Origin of the sequence: Paenibacillus sp. BSR1-1, from assembly GCF_030403775.1 — a bacterium.
Lineage (GTDB): Bacteria > Bacillota > Bacilli > Bacillales > Cytobacillaceae > Neobacillus.
In genome coordinates, this window is the sequence record NZ_JAQMWQ010000029.1 from 1 (window position 1) to 25057 (window position 25057).

The 25057-nt window shown below is 41.7% G+C and carries 25 protein-coding genes, 1 rRNA gene and 2 other annotated features; all 26 genes read left to right on the forward strand.

Annotated features, from left to right (window positions below; translation table 11 throughout):
- Window positions 1-86, forward strand: a 5S ribosomal RNA gene (gene rrf / locus PH210_RS26005); the annotation flags it as partial.
- A gap of 392 nt (window positions 87-478) precedes the next feature.
- The gene (locus PH210_RS26010; protein ID WP_289989274.1) at window positions 479-940 is read left to right on the forward strand and encodes a CtsR family transcriptional regulator; all 462 of its coding nucleotides are present in this window, start codon (window positions 479-481) and stop codon (window positions 938-940) included.
- A gap of 25 nt (window positions 941-965) precedes the next feature.
- The gene (gene mcsA, locus PH210_RS26015) at window positions 966-1514 is read left to right on the forward strand and encodes a protein-arginine kinase activator protein McsA (RefSeq protein ID WP_289989275.1); all 549 of its coding nucleotides are present in this window, start codon (window positions 966-968) and stop codon (window positions 1512-1514) included.
- A gap of 4 nt (window positions 1515-1518) precedes the next feature.
- A complete protein-coding gene (gene mcsB, locus PH210_RS26020) occupies window positions 1519-2601 on the forward strand; it encodes a protein-arginine kinase McsB (RefSeq protein ID WP_289989276.1) in 1083 nt (360 codons plus the stop codon).
- Between the two features lie 4 nt (window positions 2602-2605).
- The gene (clpC, locus tag PH210_RS26025) at window positions 2606-5047 is read left to right on the forward strand and encodes an ATP-dependent protease ATP-binding subunit ClpC (RefSeq protein ID WP_289989277.1); all 2442 of its coding nucleotides are present in this window, start codon (window positions 2606-2608) and stop codon (window positions 5045-5047) included.
- 114 nt (window positions 5048-5161) lie between these two features.
- On the forward strand, window positions 5162-6544 hold the full coding sequence (radA, locus tag PH210_RS26030) for a DNA repair protein RadA (protein WP_289989278.1): 1383 nt from the start codon (window positions 5162-5164) through the stop codon (window positions 6542-6544).
- Between the two features lie 3 nt (window positions 6545-6547).
- Window positions 6548-7621 carry a DNA integrity scanning diadenylate cyclase DisA gene (gene disA, locus PH210_RS26035; RefSeq protein WP_289989279.1) on the forward strand — a complete coding sequence of 358 codons (1074 nt, stop codon included), beginning with the start codon at window positions 6548-6550 and terminating at the stop codon, window positions 7619-7621.
- A 162-nt stretch (window positions 7622-7783) separates the two neighbouring features.
- On the forward strand, window positions 7784-8872 hold the full coding sequence (locus PH210_RS26040) for a PIN/TRAM domain-containing protein (RefSeq protein WP_289989280.1): 1089 nt from the start codon (window positions 7784-7786) through the stop codon (window positions 8870-8872).
- A 14-nt stretch (window positions 8873-8886) separates the two neighbouring features.
- Window positions 8887-9570 carry a 2-C-methyl-D-erythritol 4-phosphate cytidylyltransferase gene (gene ispD / locus PH210_RS26045; protein ID WP_289989281.1) on the forward strand — a complete coding sequence of 228 codons (684 nt, stop codon included), beginning with the start codon at window positions 8887-8889 and terminating at the stop codon, window positions 9568-9570.
- A 2-nt stretch (window positions 9571-9572) separates the two neighbouring features.
- Window positions 9573-10049, forward strand: coding sequence for a 2-C-methyl-D-erythritol 2,4-cyclodiphosphate synthase (ispF, locus tag PH210_RS26050; protein ID WP_289989282.1), 477 nt, complete (start codon window positions 9573-9575; stop codon window positions 10047-10049).
- A 173-nt stretch (window positions 10050-10222) separates the two neighbouring features.
- Window positions 10223-11680, forward strand: coding sequence for a glutamate--tRNA ligase (gene gltX / locus PH210_RS26055; RefSeq protein WP_289989283.1), 1458 nt, complete (start codon window positions 10223-10225; stop codon window positions 11678-11680).
- 46 nt (window positions 11681-11726) lie between these two features.
- Window positions 11727-11958, forward strand: a binding site (T-box leader).
- Window positions 11959-12007: 49 nt separating this feature from the next.
- Window positions 12008-12676: a serine O-acetyltransferase gene (cysE, locus tag PH210_RS26060; RefSeq protein WP_289989284.1), complete on the forward strand. Its 669-nt coding sequence runs from the start codon at window positions 12008-12010 to the stop codon at window positions 12674-12676.
- On the forward strand, window positions 12657-14054 hold the full coding sequence (gene cysS, locus PH210_RS26065) for a cysteine--tRNA ligase (RefSeq protein ID WP_289989285.1): 1398 nt from the start codon (window positions 12657-12659) through the stop codon (window positions 14052-14054). The genes cysE and cysS overlap by 20 nt, the downstream gene beginning before the upstream one ends.
- A gap of 4 nt (window positions 14055-14058) precedes the next feature.
- On the forward strand, window positions 14059-14484 hold the full coding sequence (locus tag PH210_RS26070) for a Mini-ribonuclease 3 (RefSeq protein WP_289989286.1): 426 nt from the start codon (window positions 14059-14061) through the stop codon (window positions 14482-14484).
- Entirely contained in the window at window positions 14481-15224 is a 744-nt protein-coding gene (gene rlmB / locus PH210_RS26075; RefSeq protein ID WP_289989287.1) for a 23S rRNA (guanosine(2251)-2'-O)-methyltransferase RlmB, read from the forward strand. Before PH210_RS26070 ends, rlmB begins: the two co-directional genes overlap by 4 nt.
- A 2-nt stretch (window positions 15225-15226) precedes the next feature.
- Window positions 15227-15736, forward strand: coding sequence for an NYN domain-containing protein (locus tag PH210_RS26080; protein ID WP_223595889.1), 510 nt, complete (start codon window positions 15227-15229; stop codon window positions 15734-15736).
- A gap of 70 nt (window positions 15737-15806) precedes the next feature.
- Window positions 15807-16457 carry an RNA polymerase sporulation sigma factor SigH gene (gene sigH, locus PH210_RS26085; protein WP_223595887.1) on the forward strand — a complete coding sequence of 217 codons (651 nt, stop codon included), beginning with the start codon at window positions 15807-15809 and terminating at the stop codon, window positions 16455-16457.
- Window positions 16458-16557: 100 nt separating this feature from the next.
- Window positions 16558-16704, forward strand: coding sequence for a 50S ribosomal protein L33 (rpmG, locus tag PH210_RS26090; protein WP_289989288.1), 147 nt, complete (start codon window positions 16558-16560; stop codon window positions 16702-16704).
- A gap of 50 nt (window positions 16705-16754) precedes the next feature.
- Window positions 16755-16937: a preprotein translocase subunit SecE gene (gene secE / locus PH210_RS26095; protein ID WP_289989289.1), complete on the forward strand. Its 183-nt coding sequence runs from the start codon at window positions 16755-16757 to the stop codon at window positions 16935-16937.
- 268 nt (window positions 16938-17205) lie between these two features.
- Window positions 17206-17739 carry a transcription termination/antitermination protein NusG gene (gene nusG / locus PH210_RS26100; RefSeq protein WP_289989290.1) on the forward strand — a complete coding sequence of 178 codons (534 nt, stop codon included), beginning with the start codon at window positions 17206-17208 and terminating at the stop codon, window positions 17737-17739.
- A gap of 336 nt (window positions 17740-18075) precedes the next feature.
- On the forward strand, window positions 18076-18501 hold the full coding sequence (gene rplK / locus PH210_RS26105) for a 50S ribosomal protein L11 (protein WP_223595882.1): 426 nt from the start codon (window positions 18076-18078) through the stop codon (window positions 18499-18501).
- A 109-nt stretch (window positions 18502-18610) separates the two neighbouring features.
- Window positions 18611-19309 carry a 50S ribosomal protein L1 gene (rplA, locus tag PH210_RS26110; RefSeq protein ID WP_289989291.1) on the forward strand — a complete coding sequence of 233 codons (699 nt, stop codon included), beginning with the start codon at window positions 18611-18613 and terminating at the stop codon, window positions 19307-19309.
- A gap of 53 nt (window positions 19310-19362) precedes the next feature.
- Window positions 19363-19507 (forward strand) — a sequence feature (ribosomal protein L10 leader region).
- 33 nt (window positions 19508-19540) lie between these two features.
- Complete coding sequence (gene rplJ / locus PH210_RS26115) at window positions 19541-20041, forward strand: 50S ribosomal protein L10 (RefSeq protein WP_289989292.1); 501 nt, start codon at window positions 19541-19543, stop codon at window positions 20039-20041.
- 57 nt (window positions 20042-20098) lie between these two features.
- On the forward strand, window positions 20099-20461 hold the full coding sequence (gene rplL / locus PH210_RS26120) for a 50S ribosomal protein L7/L12 (protein ID WP_223595879.1): 363 nt from the start codon (window positions 20099-20101) through the stop codon (window positions 20459-20461).
- An 88-nt stretch (window positions 20462-20549) separates the two neighbouring features.
- Window positions 20550-21149, forward strand: coding sequence for a class I SAM-dependent methyltransferase (locus PH210_RS26125; protein ID WP_289989293.1), 600 nt, complete (start codon window positions 20550-20552; stop codon window positions 21147-21149).
- Between the two features lie 257 nt (window positions 21150-21406).
- Window positions 21407-24967, forward strand: coding sequence for a DNA-directed RNA polymerase subunit beta (gene rpoB, locus PH210_RS26130; protein ID WP_289989294.1), 3561 nt, complete (start codon window positions 21407-21409; stop codon window positions 24965-24967).
- Window positions 24968-25057 lie beyond the last annotated feature (90 nt).

The window sequence follows — 25057 nt, forward strand, 5'->3', positions numbered from 1 at the left end:
TTCCCATACCGAACACGGAAGTTAAGCTTCTCAGCGCCGATGGTAGTTGGGGCACGCGCCCCTGTGAGAGTAGGACGTTGCCAGGCACAAGAAAAGGACAATCCGCGAGGATTGTCTTTTTTTGTATTAAGGACAAAACTTCTGGCAAAATCAATCTAATTGTCCCTAATAGCCCTTATTGAGGACAAAATTGATTATCAAACGAAACAAAATGTCCTTAGTAGGCATATGCAAGACAAGGCTGGTTATTAAACTATTAAAACTGTCCATCATCTCGATCCAATCCAATCCCACCCTCCATTCGATTCACTCAAACCAATCACAAACAAATCAACATAAAAAAATTCACACGTTTCCCATCCGCAGAATTTGGAGAAAATCATTAGTAGCGAAACGTTGCATCTAGATAAAAAAATGAGTATAATTTATGTCAAATATAGTCAAAGTCAGATAAAATAATAACAAAGGGGGTGGGAAGATGAGAAACATCTCCGATATTATTGAAAAATATTTAAAGCAAGTATTAGAAATGAGTGACGAGGACCTTGTTGAAATAAAGCGGAGTGAAATCGCCGATAAATTTCAATGCGTTCCGTCCCAAATCAATTACGTCATCAACACACGCTTTACCATCGAAAGAGGCTACATTGTTGAGAGTAAAAGAGGCGGCGGTGGGTATATACGAATTATGAAGGTTCAATCCCATGATTTAGCCCATCTAATCGACCACTTGCTATCGTTGATTCAACACCGAATTAGTCAGACAAGTGCCGAAGACGTCATCCTCAGGCTTGTCCAGGAAGAAATCATAACAACCAGAGAAGCGAAAATCATGTTAAGTGTCATTGACCGTTCTGTTTTATATATTGATCTTCCACACCGGGACGAATTACGAGCCAGAATGCTAAAAGCTATGCTAACATCATTAAAATATAAATAACTAAAGCTGCTGGAGAGGTGAAAATATGATTTGCCAAGAGTGTAATCAAAGACCTGCAGCACTTCATTTTACAAAATTCATAAATGGTGAAAAAACAGAAGTGCATCTTTGTGAGAAATGTGCTCAGGAAAAAGGCGAAATGTTTATTTTTAATGGAGAGTCGGGTTTCGCATTTAATAATCTGTTAGCCGGATTACTAAATATCGACCCTTCTTTTAAAAAGCCCAGCCAAAGCCCGTTTCATCAGGAGGAAGTCCTGCAATGTGATCACTGTTCAATGACTTTTCCTCAATTTTTAAAGGTAGGCCGTTTCGGTTGTGCATATTGCTATGAAACCTTCAAAGAACAGCTAAAACCTGTTTTGGGACGTCTTCACAGCGGCAACTGGGCACATAATGGAAAAATCCCTAAAAGAATTGGCAGTGGAATTTATCTTCGCAAGCAATTAGATGAACTGAAAAACGCACTTAGGGATTCCATCATCAGTGAAGAATTTGAGAGAGCTGCTGAGATTCGTGATAAAATACGGAACTTAGAAAAACAACTAGCAAGCAGCCCTGAGGGGGGGGAATAAAGGCGTGTCACTCGAACGTTTTCTTAATCAAGCGGTCAGTTCATGGATGTGTGCGGAAGGACCCGATTCCGATATTGTCCTAAGTTCGCGAATACGATTGGCTCGAAATTTTTATGAATATCCTTTCCCAACTTTATTTTCACACGAAGAGGCAAAAAAGATTATTTTAGAAATGGAAGAGATTTTAAAAATTTCGCCGTTCCAAAAATTTGGCCAAATGGAATTGCTGAAAATTGATGAAATACAGCCGCTCCAAAAAAGAGTCTTAGTGGAAAAGCATTTAATCAGTCCGCATTTAGCGGAAGATTCACCATATGGTGCAATTCTATTAACCGAAAATGAAGAAGTTAGTATTATGATTAATGAAGAAGATCATATCCGAATACAATGCTTGTTCCCAGGCTTGCAATTATCAGAAGCGCTGGATGCTGCAAATGAAATTGATGATTGGCTCGAGAGTAATATTCAATATGCTTTTGATGAAAAACACGGCTACTTGACTAGCTGTCCTACTAATGTAGGAACAGGCCTTCGCGCTTCCGTTATGATGCATCTGCCGGGGCTGATGTTAACCCAGCAAATCAACCGGATTATTCCTGCTATTCATCAATTAGGACTGGTTGTTAGAGGGATATATGGCGAAGGAAGTGAGGCGCTGGGGAATATATTTCAAATCTCCAATCAAATTACATTAGGAAAATCGGAAGAGGATATCGGCCGTGACCTGATGGGCGTTGTCAGCCAGTTAATTTCACAAGAAAGGTCGGCGCGCGAAGCATTACGAAAGACTTCTAACATACAATTAGAAGACAGGGTGTTCCGCTCCTTGGGCGTGTTATCTAATAGCCGGATCATTGAATCAAAGGAAGCTGCAAAGTGTTTATCCGATGTTCGGCTTGGAATAGATATGGGGTATATCAATGATATGCCAAAAACGATATTAAATGAATTAATGATATTAACCCAGCCGGGATTTTTGCAGCAATATGCCGGCGGACCGTTAAGACCTCATGAGAGAGATATCAGACGCGCAGCATTAATAAGGGAACGACTAAATTTGGAGAAGGAAAAAATAGGTGAGGAGTGAGAGTATGATGTTCGGCCGTTTTACTGAGAGAGCACAAAAAGTTTTAGCTTTAGCACAAGAGGAAGCCATTCGTCTTGGTCACAACAATATTGGGACAGAGCATATTTTATTAGGGTTAATTCGTGAAGGAGAAGGGATCGCAGCAAAAGCCCTTTATGGACTGGGATTAGGTTCTGATAAAATCCAAAAAGAAGTTGAAAACTTAATTGGCAAAGGACAAGAGACGTCACAAACCATTCACTATACTCCTAGAGCAAAAAAAGTCATTGAACTTTCCATGGATGAGGCCCGTAAATTAGGCCATTCCTATGTGGGAACTGAGCATATCCTCCTTGGTTTAATTCGGGAGGGAGAAGGGGTTGCGGCCCGAGTACTTAATAACCTTGGTGTCAGCTTAAATAAAGCGCGCCAGCAGGTCCTTCAATTATTAGGCAGCAATGAATCCGGCGGCCATCAAGGTGGCGGCGCAGTAAGCGCTAATACTCCAACACTTGATAGCCTTGCTCGTGATTTAACAGCCATTGCAAGAGAAGGAAGCCTAGATCCGGTTATTGGACGCAGCAAGGAAATTCAGCGAGTTATCGAGGTCCTAAGCCGCCGGACAAAAAATAACCCGGTTTTAATCGGGGAGCCTGGTGTAGGTAAAACCGCGATTGCAGAAGGGCTGGCCCAGCAAATCGTGAATAATGAAGTGCCGGAAATTCTCCGTGATAAGCGCGTCATGACGCTCGACATGGGAACGGTTGTTGCCGGAACGAAGTACCGAGGTGAATTTGAAGACCGTCTGAAAAAAGTAATGGATGAAATTCGCCAAGCCGGTAATATTATTTTATTCATTGATGAACTTCATACCTTAATTGGAGCAGGTGGTGCGGAAGGTGCGATTGATGCTTCCAATATTTTAAAACCATCGCTTGCCCGCGGTGAACTTCAATGTATCGGTGCTACGACACTTGATGAATACCGTAAATATATTGAAAAAGATGCTGCCTTAGAACGTCGTTTCCAGCCAATCCGTGTTGATGAACCAACGGCTGAGGAATCGATTCAAATTTTAGAAGGACTGCGGGATCGTTATGAGGCACACCACCGTGTTTCGATTACAGATGAAGCAATTGAGGCAGCGGTAAAGCTATCTGACCGTTATATTTCGGATCGCTTCCTTCCTGATAAAGCCATCGATTTAATTGATGAAGCGGGCTCGAAGGTACGTCTTCGCTCCTATACCACTCCTCCTAATTTAAAAGAATTAGAGGTTAAGCTGGAAGATGTCAGAAAAGAGAAGGACTCAGCTGTTCAAAGTCAAGAGTTTGAAAAAGCTGCTTCCTTAAGAGATACTGAGCAGCGTCTGCGTGAACAGCTCGAAGAAACGAAGAAAACATGGAAAGAAAAACAAGGAAAAGAAAATAACGAAGTAACGGTTGAGGATATCGCCAGTGTTGTTTCCAGCTGGACGGGAGTACCTGTTTCGAAACTTCAACAAACGGAGACTGCAAAACTTCTAAATCTAGAGGAAGTTCTTCATTCCCGTGTTATTGGTCAAGAGGAAGCCGTTATTGCAGTGTCTAAAGCGGTCCGCCGTGCGAGAGCAGGGCTAAAAGATCCAAAGCGTCCAATCGGTTCCTTTGTCTTCCTTGGTCCTACCGGTGTCGGAAAAACGGAATTAGCACGGGCTCTTGCTGAAGCAATGTTTGGCGATGAGGATGCAATGATTCGTATTGATATGTCTGAGTATATGGAGAAGCATTCTACCTCACGTCTTGTCGGATCCCCTCCAGGTTATGTCGGCTATGAAGAAGGCGGGCAATTAACCGAGAAGGTTCGAAGAAAACCATACTCTGTCATCTTGCTGGATGAAATTGAAAAAGCACATCCGGATGTATTTAATATCCTTCTTCAAGTGCTTGAAGATGGACGCTTAACGGATTCCAAAGGAAGAACGGTTGATTTCCGGAATACCGTCTTAATCATGACCTCCAATGTCGGAGCTGAAGCATTAAAACGCAATAAATATGTCGGCTTTAATATTCAGGACAGTGCCCAGGATTATAAGGATATGAAGGGGAAAGTAATGGAGGAATTAAAGAAAGCCTTCCGTCCGGAATTCCTGAACCGTATCGATGAAATCATCGTCTTCCATGCACTCGAGAAGAAGCATTTAGACGAAATTGTCACTCTATTATCAGAGCAGTTAGTCAAACGATTAAAGGAACAAAATATTTCAATTGAACTTACGCCTGCAGCTAAAGGCAAAATTTCAGAGGAAGGGTACGACCCAGAATATGGGGCTAGACCACTAAGACGTGCGATTCAAAAGCATATTGAAGACCGTCTATCTGAAGAACTGCTAAAAGGTACATTATTAACAGGCCACCATGCTATAATAGATGTTGATAATGGTGAATTTGTTGTTAAATCGGCTGAGAAAACAAGCTTAGCGAAATAAAATAGTTAAAGTTCTGCAAAAAATAACTGTAGTTACTCAAGTAGAGGTACACGTGAATAAAGTCCAACCGTGTACCTCTTTTTTCATTTTTGCAGTTGTAAGGAAGGTATAGGAATGGCTAAACGAAAAACGAAGTTTATGTGCTCAGAGTGCGGTTATGAATCGCCAAAATGGATGGGTAAATGTCCGGGGTGTGGTTCGTGGAATAAGATGGTCGAGGAAGTAGAGGTAACCGGTGCGAATAGAAGAGGGGCTTTTGCCCATTCACAAGGCACTTCAGCAATCCTCTCAAAACCAACTCCAATCACATCAATTGAAATGATAAGTGAACCAAGAATTCTTACCGATTTAAATGAATTGAACCGAGTCCTCGGCGGCGGGGTCGTTAAAGGTTCTTTAGTTTTGATTGGCGGGGATCCGGGAATCGGTAAATCAACGCTGCTTCTACAAGTATCCTCCCAGCTGGCGGGTAAAGGCAATCAGGTTTTGTACATATCGGGTGAGGAGTCAATGAGGCAAACCAAACTCCGTGCTGAACGTTTGGGAATCAAATCAGAAAATCTGCTTGTCTATGCGGAAACAAATCTTGAAGAAATTAATCGAACGATTGATAGTACAAATCCAAGTTTCGTCATCATCGATTCCATCCAAACCGTCTTCCACCCGGATATTACTTCAGCGCCGGGGAGCGTTTCCCAGGTCCGTGAGTGTACCTCTGAACTAATGAGAATTGGAAAAACGAAAGGGATCGCCATTTTTATCGTTGGGCACGTCACCAAAGAAGGCTCAATTGCCGGACCGAGACTGTTAGAGCATATGGTGGATACGGTGCTTTATTTTGAAGGAGAGCGGCACCATACGTATCGCATATTACGAGCAGTCAAAAATCGCTTTGGCTCGACAAATGAAATGGGTATTTTTGAAATGAAGGAGTTTGGCCTCGAGGAAGTCGAAAACCCATCTGAAATTTTCCTGGAAGAACGTTCAAGGGGTGCGGCAGGGTCTACAGTGGTGGCTTCGATGGAAGGAACTCGCCCTGTTCTAGTAGAAATTCAGGCGTTAATCTCTCCGACAAGCTTCGGAAACCCGCGCAGAATGGCAACCGGAATCGACCATAACCGAGTGCCGCTATTAATGGCCGTCCTCGAGAAGCGCGTAGGAATGCTCCTGCAAAATCAAGATGCCTATTTAAAGGTTGCTGGCGGCGTAAAATTGGATGAGCCGGCGATTGATTTAGCCGTAGCGGTCAGCATCGCCTCGAGCTTTAGAGATAAACCGACAAGGCCGACCGATTGCATTATAGGTGAAGTGGGGCTGACCGGTGAGGTTAGACGGGTATCGAGAATCGAGCAGCGCGTCCAGGAAGCGGCAAAGCTTGGATTTGAGCGGGTCATCCTGCCAGCCAATAATTTAAGCGGCTGGAACGGGCCGGCAGGAGTTGAACTAATAGGTGTTTCGTCGGTAAGCGAAGCACTAAAAGCTGCGTTGGGGGAGTAGCGGATGGATCATAAAAAGCTTGGCGAACATACAGTTACTGATGTGTTACAGCTTATTGCCCCGGGAACACCTCTTCGCGAGGGAATTGATAATGTTCTGAGAGCCAATACTGGGGGGCTCATTGTAATTGGTTATAACGAAAAGGTTAAAAGTATTGTCGACGGCGGCTTTGCCATCAACTGTCCTTTTTCGCCAAGCTTTTTATATGAATTGGCCAAAATGGATGGAGCCATTATCCTAAATGAAACTGGAAATAAAATTCTATTTGCAAATGCCCAGCTGGCGCCTGACGCGGATATAACCTCGACTGAAACGGGGATGAGGCACCGAACGGCTGAGAGAGCTGCCAAACAAACGAAAGCTCTAGTCATAGCTATTTCACAAAGGCGAAATGTCATTACCTTGTATCAAGGAAATGTCCGTTATGCGTTAAAAGATATTGCAGTCATTTTAACAAAAGCCAATCAGGCCATTCAAACACTTGAGAAATATAAAGCGGTTCTGGAACAAAGTATTACCAATTTAAGTATTTTGGAGTTTGAGGAATCAGTTACTTACAATGATTTTTTACTGGTTCTTCATCGGTTTGAAATGGTGTTAAAAATTAAAAACGAACTATTAACCTACTTGTATGAACTGGGAACAGAGGGCAGGCTGATCCGCTTGCAAATGAATGAAATTTTGACGGAGCTAGAAGAGGAAATCATGTTAATCATCAAGGACTATGCCCATGATCGCGATGTGAAATCCCGTGAAGTCTTTCAAAGGATGCAGGTGCTGGCCAATAGCGGCACGATTGAAGATATGGTGTTATTAAAGCTAATGGGCTACCTAGGGTATGTTCATTTAGATGAAAATAAAAATCCCCGTGGTTATCGGATTCTGAATAAAATACCGCGGCTGCCAGCCATCATTATCGAAAACCTCATCACTTGTTTCGACGAACTTTCCAATATTATTGCTGCCACTGTTGAAGAACTGGACGAAGTTGAGGGGATTGGAGAAGTTCGGGCAAAGAAAATTAAAGAAGGATTTAAATTAATTAAAGAGCGGCTCTACACGGTCCGCCATTTGTAATTGGTAATTATTTGACACAAAAATTTTCCAATGCTACCCTATGAGGAGTAAGATTTTAACATCGCAATTTTATATCAAGGCCTTTCCAATTTGGAAAAATAATCAACATTTCAAGGTTTCAATTTTACGAATCTGTTTATAATGAGTAGAGGAGGTGAAGGAATGTTAAAGCGAATTGTGCAGGCTTGCTTCCTCATAATAGGTGGTACGCTTGGGATCCTGTTTTTACCGAATTTGTTCAATCTACTTCATATTAATGACATTCCCGTTATTAATAATTCTTATGTCACTGCTATTTTAGGTGCTATTATTTTTTATCTTATTACCTTTTGGGCAGTAGATTATGTGTTTAATTTTATTACATGGGCTGAAGATTCATTAGTGAAAATTCCTGTTACGGATGTTTTGTTTGGCAGTCTAGGTCTCATTTTTGGCCTGTTGGTCGCCTTTTTAGTCGGCTTTGCGCTAAACGCTGTTCAGGTGCCGGTGTTAAATGCGGTTGCACCCATTTTGCTGACTCTATTATTTGGTTACTTAGGCTTTCAAGTCGGCTTTAAAAAACGTGATGAGCTCTTAGGCCTTTTTGGAAAGGGCAGCAGCAAGAAAAAGTCTTCGGAAGAAGAGTCTGAAAAGGAAGCTAAGCAATCTTTAAAAATATTAGATACCAGTGTCATTATCGATGGACGTGTTGCTGATATTTGCCAAACGGGATTTTTAGAAGGGACCATTGTCATTCCCCAGTTTGTTTTGGCGGAATTGCAGCATATTGCGGACTCTTCTGATGTCTTAAAGAGAAATCGAGGCCGACGAGGCTTGGATATTTTAAACAGAATTCAAAAGGAACTCGCCATAAAAGTTGAAATTTACGAGGGCGATTTTGACGAGATTAGTGAAGTGGATTCAAAGCTTGTTAAGCTGGCGAAAATAACAAATGGTATTCTTGTTACCAATGATTTTAATCTTAATAAAGTATGTGAATTGCAGAACGTCTCTGTATTAAATATTAATGATTTAGCCAATGCCGTTAAGCCGGTTGTTCTTCCAGGGGAGGAATTAACGGTTCAAGTTATTAAAGATGGAAAAGAATATCATCAGGGCGTTGCTTATTTAGATGATGGAACAATGATTGTCGTAGAAGAGGGAAGAGAATATATCGGGAAAAGAATTGAGGTTCTGGTTACCAGTGTCCTTCAGACTTCTGCCGGGCGAATGATTTTTGCTAAACCTAAATTATTAGAAAAAGCTTTATAGATTGAGGTATTTATATGTCTTACCAAGTTATTCTCCCGGCTGCGGGCCAGGGAAAAAGAATGGGAGCGGGGAAAAATAAACTGTTGCTCACACTTAATGAAATTCCAGTTCTCATTCATACCTTAAGGGTGTTTAATGAAGACGAGGCCTGCGATGGCATCATTCTTGCCATTCATCCTCAGGATGAAGCGGAATTTATAGCTTTGTTAAAAAAGCACCAAATCAAAAAAGTCATCAATTTAGTTCCTGGTGGAAAGGAACGTCAGCATAGTATCTATAATGCTCTGAAAACAGTGAAAAGCGCAGGGATTATTCTTGTTCATGATGCAGCAAGACCATTTATTCAAAAAGAGCATATTCATCGTTTAACAGATAAGGCGGTTGAAACAGGTGCTGCCATTATCGGAGTACCTGCGAAGGACACGATGAAAAAGGTTCAGGATGGTATTGTTGCTGAAACTGTCGAACGTTCAAGCTTGTGGGCCGTGCAAACCCCGCAAGCTTTTCGTATTTCGCTCCTTAAAGAGGCTTATGAAAACGCCGAGAAGGACCAGTTTCTTGGCACAGATGATGCGAGTTTAGTCGAACGCCTCAACCATCCAGTAGCCATGGTCGAAGGCGATTACGATAATATCAAGCTGACAACACCTGAAGATCTATTCTTTGCGGAAGCGATTTTGAAAAAAAGGGGTTTTTAATCATGTTTCGAATTGGTCAAGGCTTCGATGTTCATCAATTAACGGAGGGGCGGCCGCTTATTATTGGCGGTATTACAATCCCCTACGAAAAGGGGCTGTTAGGTCATTCCGATGCAGATGTATTATTGCATACGGTGTCTGATGCCTGCCTGGGTGCAATTGGGGAAGGGGATATTGGCAAGCATTTCCCTGATACTGACCCGCATTTTAAGGATGCAGACTCCGCTAAGCTGATGGAGCATGTATGGCAGTTAGTAAAAGAAAAAGGCTATGAGCTTGTGAATGCTGATTGTACAATCATTGCCCAGAAGCCGAAAATGGCTCCTTATATTGAGAAGATGCGAGTACGGATTGCTGAATTGTTAGAAGCCGATCCGGAACAAATCAATGTAAAGGCGACAACAACAGAAAAGCTTGGCTTCACCGGAAGAGGAGAAGGGATCGCCTCCCAAGCAGTAGTTTTATTGAAAAAGAAATGATAAAATAATCAGTTGAAAATATTAAAAAGAGAAATGTCTAGCTCCAGCGCCTAGGTGCTCGGGGTCATAAGCCAATCCGTCAGGAAGGTTAAAGGGCAACCTTCCAGCCGGCTCGTCTTATGCCTATCGCCCCTGGGCAAGGCGCTTGCGCTTTTCTAATTGGAGGCACGATGATGTCAAACGAAGTTCGTGTAAGGTATGCACCTAGTCCGACAGGACATTTACATATCGGAAACGCCCGTACTGCGTTATTTAATTATTTATTCGCACGCAGCAAAGGCGGGAAATTTATCATTAGGATTGAAGATACCGATAAAAAGCGGAATATTGAGGGCGGAGAAGAAAGCCAATTAAAATACTTAAAATGGCTTGGTATGGATTGGGATGAAAGTGTCGATGTAGGCGGCGAGTTTGGACCCTATCGTCAATCTGAAAGAAACGATATTTATGAAACTTACTATAATCAATTATTAGATCAGGGTCACGCTTATAAGTGTTATTGTACAGAGGCGGAGCTTGAAGCAGAGCGTGAAGCACAGACGGAAAGAGGCGAAACGCCGCATTATTCTGGGAAATGCCGTCATTTGACTCCGGAAGAGCGTCAGCAGCTGGAAAGTGAAGGCCGCGAGCCAAGCATCCGTATTGCCGTTCCTGAAGAAAAAACCTATACCTTTGATGATATGGTTAAAGGCATCGTTTCCTTTGAATCAGAAGGAATGGGTGACTGGGTCATCGTTAAAAAAGATGGAACGCCTACCTATAACTTTGCGGTTGCCATTGATGATCATTTAATGGAAATTTCTCATGTCCTTCGCGGCGATGACCATATCTCGAACACACCAAAGCAGCTGATGGTATATGAAGCATTAGGCTGGGAACCGCCTGTTTTTGGACATATGACCTTAATTGTCAACGAAAGCCGCAAAAAGTTAAGCAAGCGTGATGAGTCGATTATTCAATTCATTGAGCAATACGAGGAATTAGGCTATTTGCCGGAAGCTTTATTTAACTTTATTACCTTACTCGGCTGGTCGCCAGCAGGTGAAGAGGAACTATATTCTAAGGCTGAATTTATTGAAATATTTGATGCAAACCGCCTGTCAAAATCACCGGCATTATTTGATAAACAAAAGCTTACCTGGATGAACAATCAATATATGAAAAAGATTGAAGTTGACCGGGTTGTGGAGCTAGCTCTGCCTCATTTAATGAAAGCAGGTCGCATCAGCGGAAATCCGACTGAAGAAGAGAGAAACTGGGTACACGGCTTAGTTGCGCTTTTACAGGAAAAAATGAGCTTTGGCGCCGAAATCGTCGAACTTTCCGATATGTTCTTTACAGACGAGGCAGTATATGAGGATGATGCAAGGGAAATACTGACAGGTGAGCAGGTTCCAGAAGTTTTAAAGGCATTCTCCCAAGAACTCGATCAACTCGAAAGCTTCGAGGCAGATGGCATTAAGGCAGCCATGAAGGCTGTTCAAAAATCCACTGGTCAAAAAGGAAAAAATCTGTTCATGCCGATTCGTGCAGCGGTGACAGGCCAAACCCATGGACCAGATCTCCCTCAGGCAATTGAACTTTTAGGCAAGAAAAAGGTCCAAATGAGAATTAATAAAATTATTAGTTAACATTACAGACAAAATGTAATATAGTATATGTAAGAATTTTTAATATCTTAAAGCGACGAAGAGGAAAAGTAGATAAATGATGCTTTTAAGAGAGAACCATCACCGGCTGTAAGTGGTTTAAGCCTCTCATTGATTGAAATGCACCTCTGAGCCCCAGTTCGAAAGAGTCAACTCCAGTAGATTTGGGCGGAACATTTCCGTTAACAAGTAAGAGTGAGACTAGTAAGCTATTCGCTTGTAGTCTAATCAGAGTGGAACCACGCACAAGCGTCTCTGTCGTTAGACAGAGGCGTTTTTTATTTTTCACAAAACAAGGGGGAAATGGGAATGTTTAAAAGGATGAGGGAGGATATTGAAGTTGTTTTTGAGCAGGATCCAGCGGCACGAAGCTATTTAGAAGTGGTTCTAACCTATTCAGGCTTACATGCTATTTGGGCACATCGCGTTGCCCATGCACTCTTTAAACGGAAATTATTTTTCTTAGCCCGGGTTATTTCCCAAATCAGCCGCTTTTTTACGGGAATTGAAATCCATCCGGGGGCAAAAATAGGCAGGAGATTTTTCATCGATCACGGTATGGGAGTTGTCATCGGTGAAACATGTGAAATCGGTGATAATGTTACTGTTTTCCAAGGGGTTACGCTCGGAGGTACTGGTAAAGAAAAAGGAAAGAGGCATCCTACTATTAAGGATAATGCCCTCATTGCCACCGGTGCGAAAGTTCTCGGTTCGATTACTGTAGGGGAAAATTCCAAAATCGGTGCAGGTTCAGTCGTATTAAAGGAAGTACCACCAAACTCAACGGTTGTAGGGGTGCCGGGAAGAGTTGTCATTCAGGATGGCAAGCGGATTAATAAAGATTTCAATCATTGTGACCTGCCGGATCCAGTTGCTGATCGTCTACGGGATATGCAATTTGAACTAAACCAGTTAAAAGTAGAACTTGAAGAATTGAAGGAAGAAAGGATAAAGGTCAATGGCCATTCAACTTTATAATACACTTACTCGCAAAAAGGAAGATTTCATTCCGCTTGAGGAAGGGAAAGTAAAAATGTATGTTTGCGGGCCGACTGTCTATAATTATATTCATATAGGCAATGCCCGCCCGGCAATCGTGTTTGATACGGTGCGCCGCTATTTAGAATTCCGCGGTTTTGATGTGCAGTATGTTTCCAATTTTACGGATGTCGACGATAAATTAATCCGTGCTGCCAATCAATTAGGGACGGATGTTCCAACAGTAGCGGAACGATTTATCAATGCTTATTTTGAAGATGTTTCGGCGTTAGGCTGCAAAAAAGCGGATGTCCATCCACGCGTTATGGAAAATATGGATATCATCATTGATTTTATCAGCGAGTTAGTTGAGAAAGGCTACGCCTATGAATCCGAAGGAGATGTCTATTTCCGTACTAGAAGCTTCGACGAATACGGCAAGCTGTCTCACCAATCAATTGATGACCTGCAGGTTGGCGCCAGAATAGAAGTCGGCGATAAAAAGCAGGATGACTTAGACTTTGCCCTATGGAAAGCGGCAAAGGAAGGGGAAATCTACTGGGAAAGCCCGTGGGGAATTGGCCGCCCAGGCTGGCATATCGAATGCTCGGCAATGGCGAAAAAATATCTTGGTGACACAATCGATATTCATGCAGGCGGACAGGATTTGACCTTCCCGCATCATGAAAATGAGATTGCCCAGTCAGAAGCCCTTTCAGGTAAGCTATTTTCCCGATACTGGATGCACAACGGCTATATCAATATTGATAATGAAAAAATGTCCAAATCACTCGGCAACTTCGTCCTAGTGCATGACATTATCAAACAGCATAATCCACAGGTAGTAAGATTTTTCATGCTGTCAGTCCATTATCGCAATCCGATAAACTATAGTGAGGAATTATTAGAGAGCACGAAGGCTGCGCTCGAACGCTTAACGACCTCATACCAAAATTTAAAACACCGCAAGGATGCAAGTACTGACTTGACTCATAATAATCAAGAGTGGCTTGAAAAAATTGCCGCTTTACGCAAGCAGTTTATCGAAGCGATGGATGATGATTTTAATACAGCAAAAGCCATTTCAGTTCTTTTTGATCTTTCCAAGCTGGCTAATTATTATCTATTAGAAAAAAATACAGCAATAGAAGTCATTGATGCCTTCACCAAGCAATTTGAAGAGCTTTTTCAGGTGCTTGGTTTGACAATGGAAAAAGAAGAAATGCTCGACGAAGAGATTGATGCCTTAATTGAAAAACGCATCCAGGCACGTAAAGACCGGAACTTCCAATTGTCTGACCAAATTCGTGACCAATTGAAGGATATGAATATTATTTTAGAGGATACACCACAGGGTACCAGATGGAAAAGAGGCTAATTCAATGCTTGATTATGAACAATCAATCGATGCTAAACAATTGAATAGCCTCGCCCTTGCTTACATGGGTGATGCCATTTTTGAAACATATGTCAGGCGTCATCTTTTGTACGGGGGCCAGGTTCGCCCTCATCAACTTCACAGAGCTGGTACAAGATATGTATCAGCGAAAGCGCAGAGCCAAATTCTTTTTCAAATGATGGATGATCATCTCTTAAATGAAGAAGAAATGGCTGTTGTCATGCGTGGCAGGAACGCTAAGTCAGGAACTGTCCCCAAAAACACGGATGTTCAAACTTATCGCTATAGTACTGCTTTTGAGGCATTGATGGGTTATTTATACTTAACGGATCATATCACTCGTTTAGAGGAACTCATTCAGAAGGCATTTTTATATGTTGATGAAAAAAGAAAGGAGGAAAAAGGATGAACCAGGAATACATCATTGGAAAAAATCCGGTTATGGAAGCACTGAAATCAGGACGAGATATTAATAAAATTTTAATTGCAGAAGGTTCACAGCGCGGTCAGATGCAGCAAGTGACCCAATTGGCAAAAGAAGCGAACGTGATCGTGCAATTTGTCCCAAAGAAAAAAATTGACCAAGTGACGGATCAAAATCATCAAGGAGTCCTTGCTTATGTTGCGGCCTATCAATATGCCGAAATGGATGATTTGTTTGCTGCAGCAGAAAAGAAAAACGAACCTCCTTTCTTTTTATTGCTTGATGAAATTGAGGACCCTCACAACCTCGGGTCGATTATGAGGACGGCTGATGCTGTTGGAGCTCACGGCATAATTATTCCAAAGCGCAGGGCTGTTGGCCTTACGGCGACGGTTGCCAAGGCCTCGACGGGTGCAATAGAATATATCCCGGTTGTCCGTGTCACGAATATGGCGCGAACAATTGAGGAATTAAAGGAACGCGGTGTGTGGATTGCCGGTACCGATGCGAAAGGAAAACAGGATTACCGGCAAATGGATGGAACACTTCCGCTTGGTTTAGTCATTGGCAGTGAAGGTAAAGGAATGGGAAGGCTGATTCGTGATAAATGTGATTTTCTTATCCAGTTACCGATGGCCGGCAAAGTTACGTCCTTAAATGCCTCTGTTGCTGCTGCATTGCTGATGTATGAGGTATATCGAAAACGTCATAAATTAGAGGGATAGCCATGGATATCCTGCTAGTTGACGGATACAACATTATCGGAGCATGGCCAGAACTAAGGGAGTTGAAGGACCGTGACCTGCCTGCTGCTAGAGACCGCTTAGTTGAAAGAATGGCTGAATATCAAGCCGTTTCTGGTTATCGCGTTATTGTTGTTTTTGATGCCCACTATGTACAAGGGACGGAAAAAAAATATAAAAACCATAAAGTAGAAGTGATTTTTACAAAAGAAAACGAAACAGCTGATGAGCGGATAGAAAAAATGGCCATTAGTTTAAATAATCGAAGAACACAAATTCATGTGGCGACCTCCGATTTTACAGAACAATGGGCTATTTTTGGACAAGGGGCGTTAAGAAAATCCGCTCGTGAGCTCCTTGTTGAAATGTCTTCCATTGAGAAGGGCATCGAAAAGAAAGTGAAGAAGATCCAAGAAAAGAAACCTGTGTCAAAAATCCCAATTAGTGATGAAATGGCGGAAATTTTTGAAAAATGGCGCAGAGGGCAGAAATGAGCATAGTATTTTCATAGTTTGTCATGTATAATAATACCTATCTATGCTTGTTCGGTGGAGGGGATCTACTTTGAGTACGGACTTCGGGACAAAAATCAACGAAGAGTTTTTTCGAATGGAAGACGAAGAAATTGTCGATTTAGTGCACCAGGGTGATAGTGAAGCATTGGATTATTTAATCCATAAGTATCGTAATTTTGTGCGTGCAAAAGCAAGATCCTATTTTTTAATTGGAGCCGATAAAGAAGATATTGTGCAAGAGGGAATGATTGGTTTATATAAGGCCATTCGTGACTTTCGTGAGGACAAGCTTACCTCATTCAAAGCATTTGCGGAGCTGTGCATAACCCGGCAAATTATTACTGCGATTAAGACAGCCACACGACAAAAGCATATTCCGTTGAATTCTTATGTTTCTTTGGACAAGCCTATCTATGATGAAGAGTCAGACCGGACCTTGATGGATGTTTTGTCAGGTGCCAAGGTACTTGACCCGGAAGAATTAATCATTAATCAAGAAGAGTTTGACCATATAGAAGTAAAAATGACAGAATTATTAAGCGATTTAGAACGGAAAGTTTTAGCCCTTTACCTTGATGGACAGTCCTATCAAGAAATATCGGAAGAACTGAACCGCCATGTTAAATCAATTGATAATGCCCTTCAGCGTGTGAAAAGAAAATTGGAGCGTTACCTCGAGATACGCGAATTTTCACTTTGATTTATGGCATTATTTTGAATCCGCTCTCACGGTTATTGACATTAATTAGGACACATGTTACATTTTTAGGGATAAAAAAGATGGGTAAAGGTGCCTTATTATGAGTAAAAAAGTCATTCTTGCCTGTGCTGAATGCGGTTCGCGTAATTATACGACAGCAAGCAAGCAGCCAGTTTCAGAAAGATTAGAATTAAAAAAATTCTGTAAGACTTGCGCAACCCATACCATACATCGAGAAACAAAATGATTTCGATAGATTTTTGCAATGCTGATTAAGATAGTCTGGGGGTTACAGAAATGCAACGCATAAAGAAATTCTTTAGTGATATTTTACGTGAAATGGGAAAAGTAAGCTGGCCAAAACGCGGCGAATTAACTCGTTCAACGATTACCGTTTTATCAACTGTTGTTTTTTTTGCGGCATTCTTTGCTGTGCTTGATTTAGGAATTTCTAAATTGATTCGTTTAATTCTTGAATAATAAGTTATACTTCATGGTATAATGGTGACTAATAAAGATATTTTGAACTAAAACCCGTAGATGCGGGTTTTTTAATTTGGCTAGAAAAGCGGAAGCGACCGTTTAGCGCACGACAGGCCTAGAGCGCTCCAACTGAGATAAAGGAAACACGAAGAGCGTTAGCGCATTCGTGCTTGACTTATCGTAGGGCGGAGAGCGAAGGACACTAGTCGCTGGGCGCTGGAGCTGGACAGTAAAAATAGGGAGGGACGGACGCGAGTCCTCTTAAATGGAAAAGAATTGGTATGTGGTCCATACTTACTCGGGTTATGAAAATAAAGTAAAGGCGAATCTTGAGAAGCGTGTGGAATCGATGGGAATGGCGGATAAAATTTTCCGTGTAGTCGTTCCGGAAGAAGAAGAAACTGAAATCAAAAATGGTAAGAAAAAGGTTGTAAAGCGAAAGGTTTTCCCTGGATATGTGTTAGTTGAAATCGTAATGACCGATGATTCTTGGTATGTGGTGCGTAATACACCAGGTGTAACAGGATTTGTTGGATCTGCAGGTTCCGGATCAAAACCGACTCCGTTACTGCCGGAAGAAGTACAAGTATTATTGAAACGTATGGGTGTAGATGAAAAACGTGTGGATGTTGATTATGAAATCGGTGAGACAGTCCGCGTAAAAGAAGGTCCATTCGCGAACTTTACTGGATCAGTTGAAGAAATGGACAAGAACCACTCGAAGCTTAAGGTACTTGTTAACATGTTCGGCCGTGACACCCCAGTAGAGCTTGATTTTACACAAATTGAAAAACTTTAAATAGAAAAGCGGAAGCGCCTTGCCCAGGGGCGACAAGCATAAGACGAGCCGGCGGGAAGGTTGTTTTTTAACCTTCTCGACGGATTGGCTTATGACCTCGAGCCCCTAGGCGCTGTAGCTAGACAGTAACCGAGGTTAAAAGAAAATTAAAGTTTAATGTAAAAAAACTTGAAATCATTTTTAAAAAATGTTAATATTTCATAGGTCAGTATGTCTCCGAATTGGAGACAAGACTTTTGTCAAGTTCTTTGTATTTATATAAAGACTAATTGCCTGAGTGGGAGGGTCCCTAAGGTACCCAATTACCACATCACGGACTTTAAGGAGGTGTGTCTCGTGGCTAAAAAAGTAATTAAAGTTGTTAAATTACAAATCCCTGCTGGTAAAGCAAACCCTGCACCACCAGTTGGTCCTGCACTAGGTCAAGCCGGTGTTAACATCATGGGATTCTGTAAGGAATTTAACGCTCGTACAGCAGATCAAGCTGGATTGATCATTCCTGTTGAAATCACGGTATTTGAAGACCGTTCATTTACATTTATTACGAAAACTCCTCCTGCTGCCGTTCTTTTGAAAGTAGCAGCTGGAATTCAGTCTGGTTCAGGCCAGCCTAACCGTAATAAAGTAGCAACAGTAAAGCGTGGTACAGTACGCGAGATTGCGGAACAAAAAATGCCTGACCTAAACGCAGCTAGCGTTGAAGCAGCAATGCGCATGGTTGAAGGTACTGCACGCAGCATGGGTATCGTAATCGAAGACTAATCCATGTAAAACTGGTTGTTTGTAATGAGGGTTGCGGAGTTTTAAACTACTGCAACCTTTTTCGTGGGAGTTATAAAACGTTAAAACCACAATTTAGGAGGAAATAAAAATGGCTAAAAAAGGTAAAAAGTACCTAGAAGCTGTAAAGCTTGTAGATCGTACAAAGGCTTACCCAATTGCAGAAGCAATTGAACTTGCTAAGCAAACAAACTTTGTGAAATTCGATGCATCTCTAGAAGTTGCATTCCGCTTAGGTGTTGACCCTAAGAAAGCTGACCAGCAAATCCGTGGAGCTGTTGTGCTTCCAAACGGAACTGGTAAAACTCAACGCGTATTAGTATTCGCGAAGGGTGAAAAAGTGAAAGAAGCTGAAGCAGCTGGTGCTGATTATGTAGGCGATGCTGAATACATCAACAAAATCCAACAAGGTTGGTTTGATTTTGATGTAATCGTTGCAACTCCTGACATGATGGGTGAAGTTGGTAAGCTTGGTCGTGTATTAGGACCTAAAGGCTTAATGCCAAACCCTAAAACAGGAACAGTTACATTTGATGTAACACGTGCTATCAATGAAATCAAAGCAGGTAAAGTAGAATACCGTGTTGACAAAGCTGGTAATATCCATGTGCCAATCGGTAAAGCTTCTTTCGAAAACGAAAAGCTTGTAGAAAACTTTACAACTGTATTTGAAACAATGTTAAAAGTTAAACCATCTGCTGCAAAAGGTACTTACATGAAGAATGTAACAGTTACTTCAACAATGGGACCTGGCGTGAAAGTAGATCCTTCTACAGTAGCAGCTAAATAATTTTACCAATTGACAAATACAACAGCATCTTATACAATATATTTTGTTGTTTAATATTATAAACATTTGTACTGTAGACAGCAGGTGCCGTGAGGCTTAATGTCCTGCCGAGGTAGAGCGAATAAATTAACTGAGTCGTTCAGTTGTTATATGCTGCCTCCATGTCTTAGATTGATATGGAGGCTTTTACTTGCCTGGTATAAATGTAGACATTCTACAGGAGGTGTAAAGATGAGCAGTGCAATCGAAGCAAAAAAACATGTTGTTGAAGAAATCACCGATAAATTAAAAAGCAGCGTATCAACAATCGTTGTTGATTACCGCGGACTAAAAGTTGCTGAAGTAACTGAACTTCGTAAACAACTTCGTGAAGCCGGTATTGAGTTCAAAGTTTACAAAAACACTATGACTCGCCGTGCTGCAGAAGCTGCTGAGCTTACTGGCTTAAATGATGCATTAACAGGTCCAAACGCAATCGCGTTCAGTACTGAAGATGTAGTTGCTCCAGCGAAGATCCTTAACGATTTCGCGAAAAAGCATGAAGCACTTGAAATCAAAGCAGGTGTAATCGAAGGTAATGTTGCAACAGTTGAAGAGGTTAAAGCTCTTGCTGAACTTCCTTCACGCGAAGGCTTGCTATCTATGCTACTCAGCGTACTACAAGCTCCAATCCGCAATCTTGCTCTTGCTGCAAAAGCTGTGGCAGAACAAAAAGAAGAACAAGGCGCGTAAGTTAATCTCTATCGCAATTTAAAAATAGTAAACGAAAACTAAGGAGGAAATATTATCATGACTAAAGAACAAATCATTGAAGCAGTTAAAAATATGACTGTTTTAGAACTTAACGACCTAGTAAAAGCAATCGAAGAAGAATTCGGCGTAACTGCTGCTGCTCCTGTAGCAATGGTAGGCGGAGCTGGTGCGGCTGCTGTTGAAGAAAAAACAGAATTCGACGTAATCCTAGCTGGCGCTGGAGATCAAAAAATCAAGGTTATCAAAGTTGTTCGTGAAATCACTGGTCTTGGACTTAAAGAAGCAAAAGACCTTGTTGACAACACTCCAAAGCCAATCAAAGAAGGCGTTTCTAAAGAAGATGCTGAAGCAATCAAAGCTAAGCTTGATGAAGTTGGAGCTAACGTTGAAGTTAAGTAATTTTGATATAAGAAAGCTCGCTGCATAAGCGGGCTTTTTTCTACTTCCTCAATTTTCTACAATATATACTCCCCTGGAGGTGAGTCTATTGTCAGAACACTACTATTCTCGAACCCAAAAGGTTGAAAGTGATCCGAAATATTGGGATTTCAGCTTAAGAAACCATAACTTTCGTTTTAAAACGGATAATGGAGTTTTTTCAAAAAGAGAAGTAGATTTTGGCTCACGGTTATTAATTGAATCTTTTGAAATGCCAGCTGTAGAAGGGTTTGTACTGGATGTTGGCTGTGGTTATGGACCGATTGGATTGTCTTTAGCGAAAACCTATCAAGACCGACTTGTACATATGGTTGATGTAAATGAACGGGCGCTTGAATTAGCTAAAGAAAATGCGTCACTTAACCGTATTGACAATGTGAACATTTATGAAAGTGACCGGCTGAAAAATGTGAAGGAGAATTCCTTCGCAGCTATTCTTACAAATCCGCCGATTAGAGCTGGAAAAAAGACGGTGCATGATATTTTTGAACAAAGCTATGAACATCTTGTTACACAGGGAGAGCTGTGGATAGTCATTCAAAAGAAGCAAGGTGCACCATCCGCCCTTGAAAAATTAAAAACTTTATTTTCCCATGTAGAAACTATTGACAAATCGAAAGGTTATTTTATCATTAAAGCGGTAAAATAGTTGACTCGGAATTGTCGTTGTGTTAGCATTATAAAATGCCATCATAATATTTACCGAATTATTCCTAAAAATACTTATTTTTTTAGTATAAAATTGGAGTAAGAAGGAAATGATGACAAAATAATAGTCAAAATGTGAAAATGTGGTTTTTGAGGAAAAAACCCTTTTTCTTTTTGTCTTATAGAAAGACCTACAGTTTTTTCTATAAGATGTAATAGATTATTTTTAAATAACGCTTGATTTGAGGGGTGAATCAGTTGACAGGTCAACTAGTTCAGTATGGACGACACCGCCAACGAAGAAGTTACGCGCGAATCAGTGAAGTTTTAGAATTACCAAATCTAATCGAAATCCAAACCTCTTCCTATCAATGGTTTCTTGATGAGGGGTTACGTGAAATGTTCCAGGATATTTCACCGATTGAAGACTTTACTGGTAACCTATCACTAGAATTTATTGATTACAGTCTTGGCGATCCAAAGTATTCTGTTGAAGAGTCTAAAGAACGGGACGTTACATATTCAGCTCCATTGCGTGTGAAAGTACGTCTTGTAAACAAAGAAACAGGCGAAGTAAAAGATCAGGATGTCTTCATGGGTGATTTCCCGCTCATGACTGAAACAGGCACATTTGTTATCAATGGTGCAGAACGCGTTATTGTATCACAATTAGTGCGCTCACCGAGTGTCTATTTCAGCGGCAAGCTTGATAAAAACGGAAAAAAAGGATTTACAGCAACTGTAATTCCGAACCGCGGCGCTTGGCTGGAATATGAAACAGATGCCAAAGATGTCGTATATGTCAGAATAGATCGTACTCGGAAACTGCCCGTTACGGTTCTTTTGCGTGCCCTTGGGTTCGGCTCTGACCAGGAAATCATTGAATTGATTGGTGACAACGAATATATTCGTAATACGCTTGAAAAGGACAACACGGAAGGTGTAGACAAAGCGTTACTAGAAATCTATGAACGCCTTCGTCCGGGTGAACCGCCTACCGTCGATAACGCAAAAAGCTTATTAGTTTCCCGTTTCTTCGATCCGAAGCGCTATGACCTTGCAAATGTTGGTCGTTACAAAATTAATAAGAAGCTTCACATTAAAAATCGTTTATTCAATCAACGTTTAGCAGAATCACTTGCTGATCCTGAGACAGGCGAAATCATTGCTGAAAAAGGGTTAGTACTTGATAGAAGGAACCTTGATAGGATTTTACCGGCTCTTGAAAAACATATTAATTTCAAGAACTTTAATCCTGTTGGCGGCGTAGTGGAAGAAGAAATCACCCTTCAGGGCATTAAAATTTACGCGCCTGGGGATGAAAACGAAAAAGTTATTAATGTACTCGGCAACGCCTATGTGGCAGAACCAATTAAAAATATTACTCCTGCAGATATCATTGCATCAATCAGCTATTTCTTTAACCTGCTGCATGGTGTAGGTGATACAGATGATATCGACCACTTAGGTAACAGACGTCTTCGTTCTGTTGGAGAGCTATTGCAAAATCAATTCCGTATCGGTTTATCCCGTATGGAGCGTGTAGTTCGTGAAAGAATGTCAATTCAAGACACGGCAACGATTACTCCGCAGCAGTTAATTAATATTCGTCCAGTAATTGCGTCAATTAAAGAATTCTTCGGAAGCTCACAATTATCGCAGTTCATGGATCAAACGAATCCGTTAGCTGAATTAACACATAAAAGACGTCTATCAGCATTAGGACCAGGTGGATTAACACGTGAACGTGCTGGCTTTGAAGTACGTGACGTTCACTATTCTCACTATGGCCGGATGTGTCCGATTGAAACACCGGAAGGTCCGAACATTGGGTTAATCAACTCCTTATCATCTTATGCGAAGGTAAATCGTTTCGGATTTATTGAAACACCATATCGCAGAGTTGATCCGGATACTGGAAAAGTAACAAGCAGGATCGATTACTTAACAGCAGACGAAGAAGATAACTATGTTACGGCACAGGCGAACTCTCGTCTTGGAGATGATGGATCATTCCTGGATGAAGATATCGTAGCTCGTTTCCGTGGTGAAAACACTGTAGTTAAACGTGAACGTATTGACTATATGGATGTATCACCAAAACAGGTTGTTTCTGCGGCGACTGCGTGTATTCCGTTCCTTGAAAACGATGACTCGAACCGTGCCTTAATGGGTGCGAACATGCAGCGTCAAGCAGTGCCGTTAATGCAGCCAGAAGCACCAAGGGTAGGAACAGGTATGGAATATGTATCTGGTAAAGACTCCGGTGCAGCTGTTATTTGTAAGCACGAAGGTATTGTTGAGCACGTAGAAGCGCGCGAAGTATGGGTTCGTCGTATTAAAGAGGTAGACGGACAAGAAGTAAAAGGCGATCTTGATAAATATCGCATGTTAAAGTTCATTCGTTCCAACCAAGGAACTTGCTATAACCAACGCCCAATTGTGGCTGTTGGTAACCGTGTAACAAAGGGTGAAATTCTCGCTGACGGTCCATCCATGGAGCTAGGTGAGTTAGCGCTTGGACGTAACGTTCTCGTTGCCTTTATGACATGGGATGGTTACAACTACGAAGACGCGATTATCATGAGTCAGCGTCTAGTAAAAGAAGATGTATATACATCGATCCACATCGAAGAATATGAATCAGAATCTCGCGATACGAAACTAGGACCAGAAGAAATTACCCGTGATATTCCAAACGTAGGGGAAGATGCCCTTCGCAACTTGGATGAGCGCGGTATTATCCGCACTGGTGCTGAGGTAAAAGATGGAGACCTGCTTGTTGGTAAAGTAACGCCTAAGGGTGTAACGGAGCTGACTGCAGAAGAGCGTCTGCTCCATGCAATCTTTGGTGAAAAGGCCCGTGAAGTTCGTGATACATCACTTCGCGTTCCACATGGCGGCGGCGGTATTGTTCTTGATGTTAAAGTCTTTAATCGTGAAGACGGTGATGAACTGCCACCAGGCGTGAATCAGCTTGTCCGCGTATATATCGTTCAGAAACGTAAGATCTCTGAAGGAGATAAAATGGCGGGACGCCACGGTAACAAAGGGGTTATCTCAAGAATTTTACCAGAGGAAGATATGCCATACCTTCCAGACGGTACACCAGTTGATATCATGTTAAACCCATTAGGGGTACCATCTCGTATGAACATCGGACAGGTGCTTGAGCTCCATCTTGGAATGGCTGCACGCTACCTAGGTATTCATGTTGCATCACCTGTATTTGACGGAGCCCGTGAAGAAGATGTTTGGGGCACAATTGAAGAAGCAGGCATGGCGCGGGATGCGAAAACCGTTCTGTATGATGGACGTTCTGGTGAACCATTTGATAACCGTGTTTCTGTTGGGGTTATGTATATGATTAAGCTGGCACACATGGTTGATGATAAATTACATGCTCGTTCAACAGGTCCTTACTCACTTGTTACGCAGCAGCCACTTGGCGGTAAAGCGCAATTTGGCGGTCAGCGTTTCGGTGAGATGGAGGTTTGGGCACTTGAAGCATACGGTGCTGCATACACACTACAAGAAATTCTTACTGTTAAATCAGATGACGTCGTTGGCCGTGTGAAAACATATGAAGCCATCGTAAAAGGTGAAAATGTTCCAGAACCAGGCGTCCCTGAGTCATTCAAAGTATTAATTAAAGAGCTTCAGAGTCTTGGTATGGATGTTAAGATCCTATCCGGTGATGAAAAAGAAATAGAAATGCGCGATACGGAAGATGACGAAGACTTACAGCAAGTCGACACGTTAAACATTGTTCCTGATGCACAAAGCTTTGAATCTGAAAAGGTTGGTTCAAAAGAATAGATTTATACGTTAAAAGCGCACAACCAATGTGTGTGCGCTTTTAACCTTTTTTCGCACTAAGGGTAAAACCTGGAGAACGAAAGGGAGGTA

Excerpts from the sequence above, each read along its gene's own strand:
- cysS (WP_289989285.1), top strand. The coding sequence starts at position 12,657 with ATGGCCATTCAACTTTATAATACACTTACTCGCAAAAAGGAAGATTTC.
- clpC (WP_289989277.1), top strand. The coding sequence starts at position 2,606 with ATGATGTTCGGCCGTTTTACTGAGAGAGCACAAAAAGTTTTAGCTTTA.
- rplL (WP_223595879.1), top strand. The coding sequence starts at position 20,099 with ATGACTAAAGAACAAATCATTGAAGCAGTTAAAAATATGACTGTTTTA.
- PH210_RS26010 (WP_289989274.1), top strand. The coding sequence starts at position 479 with ATGAGAAACATCTCCGATATTATTGAAAAATATTTAAAGCAAGTATTA.
- PH210_RS26080 (WP_223595889.1), top strand. The coding sequence starts at position 15,227 with ATGGATATCCTGCTAGTTGACGGATACAACATTATCGGAGCATGGCCA.
- gltX (WP_289989283.1), top strand. The coding sequence starts at position 10,223 with ATGTCAAACGAAGTTCGTGTAAGGTATGCACCTAGTCCGACAGGACAT.
- ispD (WP_289989281.1), top strand. The coding sequence starts at position 8,887 with ATGTCTTACCAAGTTATTCTCCCGGCTGCGGGCCAGGGAAAAAGAATG.
- rpmG (WP_289989288.1), top strand. The coding sequence starts at position 16,558 with ATGAGTAAAAAAGTCATTCTTGCCTGTGCTGAATGCGGTTCGCGTAAT.
- radA (WP_289989278.1), top strand. The coding sequence starts at position 5,162 with ATGGCTAAACGAAAAACGAAGTTTATGTGCTCAGAGTGCGGTTATGAA.
- cysE (WP_289989284.1), top strand. The coding sequence starts at position 12,008 with ATGTTTAAAAGGATGAGGGAGGATATTGAAGTTGTTTTTGAGCAGGAT.
- rplJ (WP_289989292.1), top strand. The coding sequence starts at position 19,541 with ATGAGCAGTGCAATCGAAGCAAAAAAACATGTTGTTGAAGAAATCACC.
- PH210_RS26040 (WP_289989280.1), top strand. The coding sequence starts at position 7,784 with ATGTTAAAGCGAATTGTGCAGGCTTGCTTCCTCATAATAGGTGGTACG.
- secE (WP_289989289.1), top strand. The coding sequence starts at position 16,755 with ATGCAACGCATAAAGAAATTCTTTAGTGATATTTTACGTGAAATGGGA.
- disA (WP_289989279.1), top strand. The coding sequence starts at position 6,548 with ATGGATCATAAAAAGCTTGGCGAACATACAGTTACTGATGTGTTACAG.
- nusG (WP_289989290.1), top strand. The coding sequence starts at position 17,206 with ATGGAAAAGAATTGGTATGTGGTCCATACTTACTCGGGTTATGAAAAT.
- ispF (WP_289989282.1), top strand. The coding sequence starts at position 9,573 with ATGTTTCGAATTGGTCAAGGCTTCGATGTTCATCAATTAACGGAGGGG.
- mcsA (WP_289989275.1), top strand. The coding sequence starts at position 966 with ATGATTTGCCAAGAGTGTAATCAAAGACCTGCAGCACTTCATTTTACA.
- rplA (WP_289989291.1), top strand. The coding sequence starts at position 18,611 with ATGGCTAAAAAAGGTAAAAAGTACCTAGAAGCTGTAAAGCTTGTAGAT.
- PH210_RS26070 (WP_289989286.1), top strand. The coding sequence starts at position 14,059 with ATGCTTGATTATGAACAATCAATCGATGCTAAACAATTGAATAGCCTC.
- rlmB (WP_289989287.1), top strand. The coding sequence starts at position 14,481 with ATGAACCAGGAATACATCATTGGAAAAAATCCGGTTATGGAAGCACTG.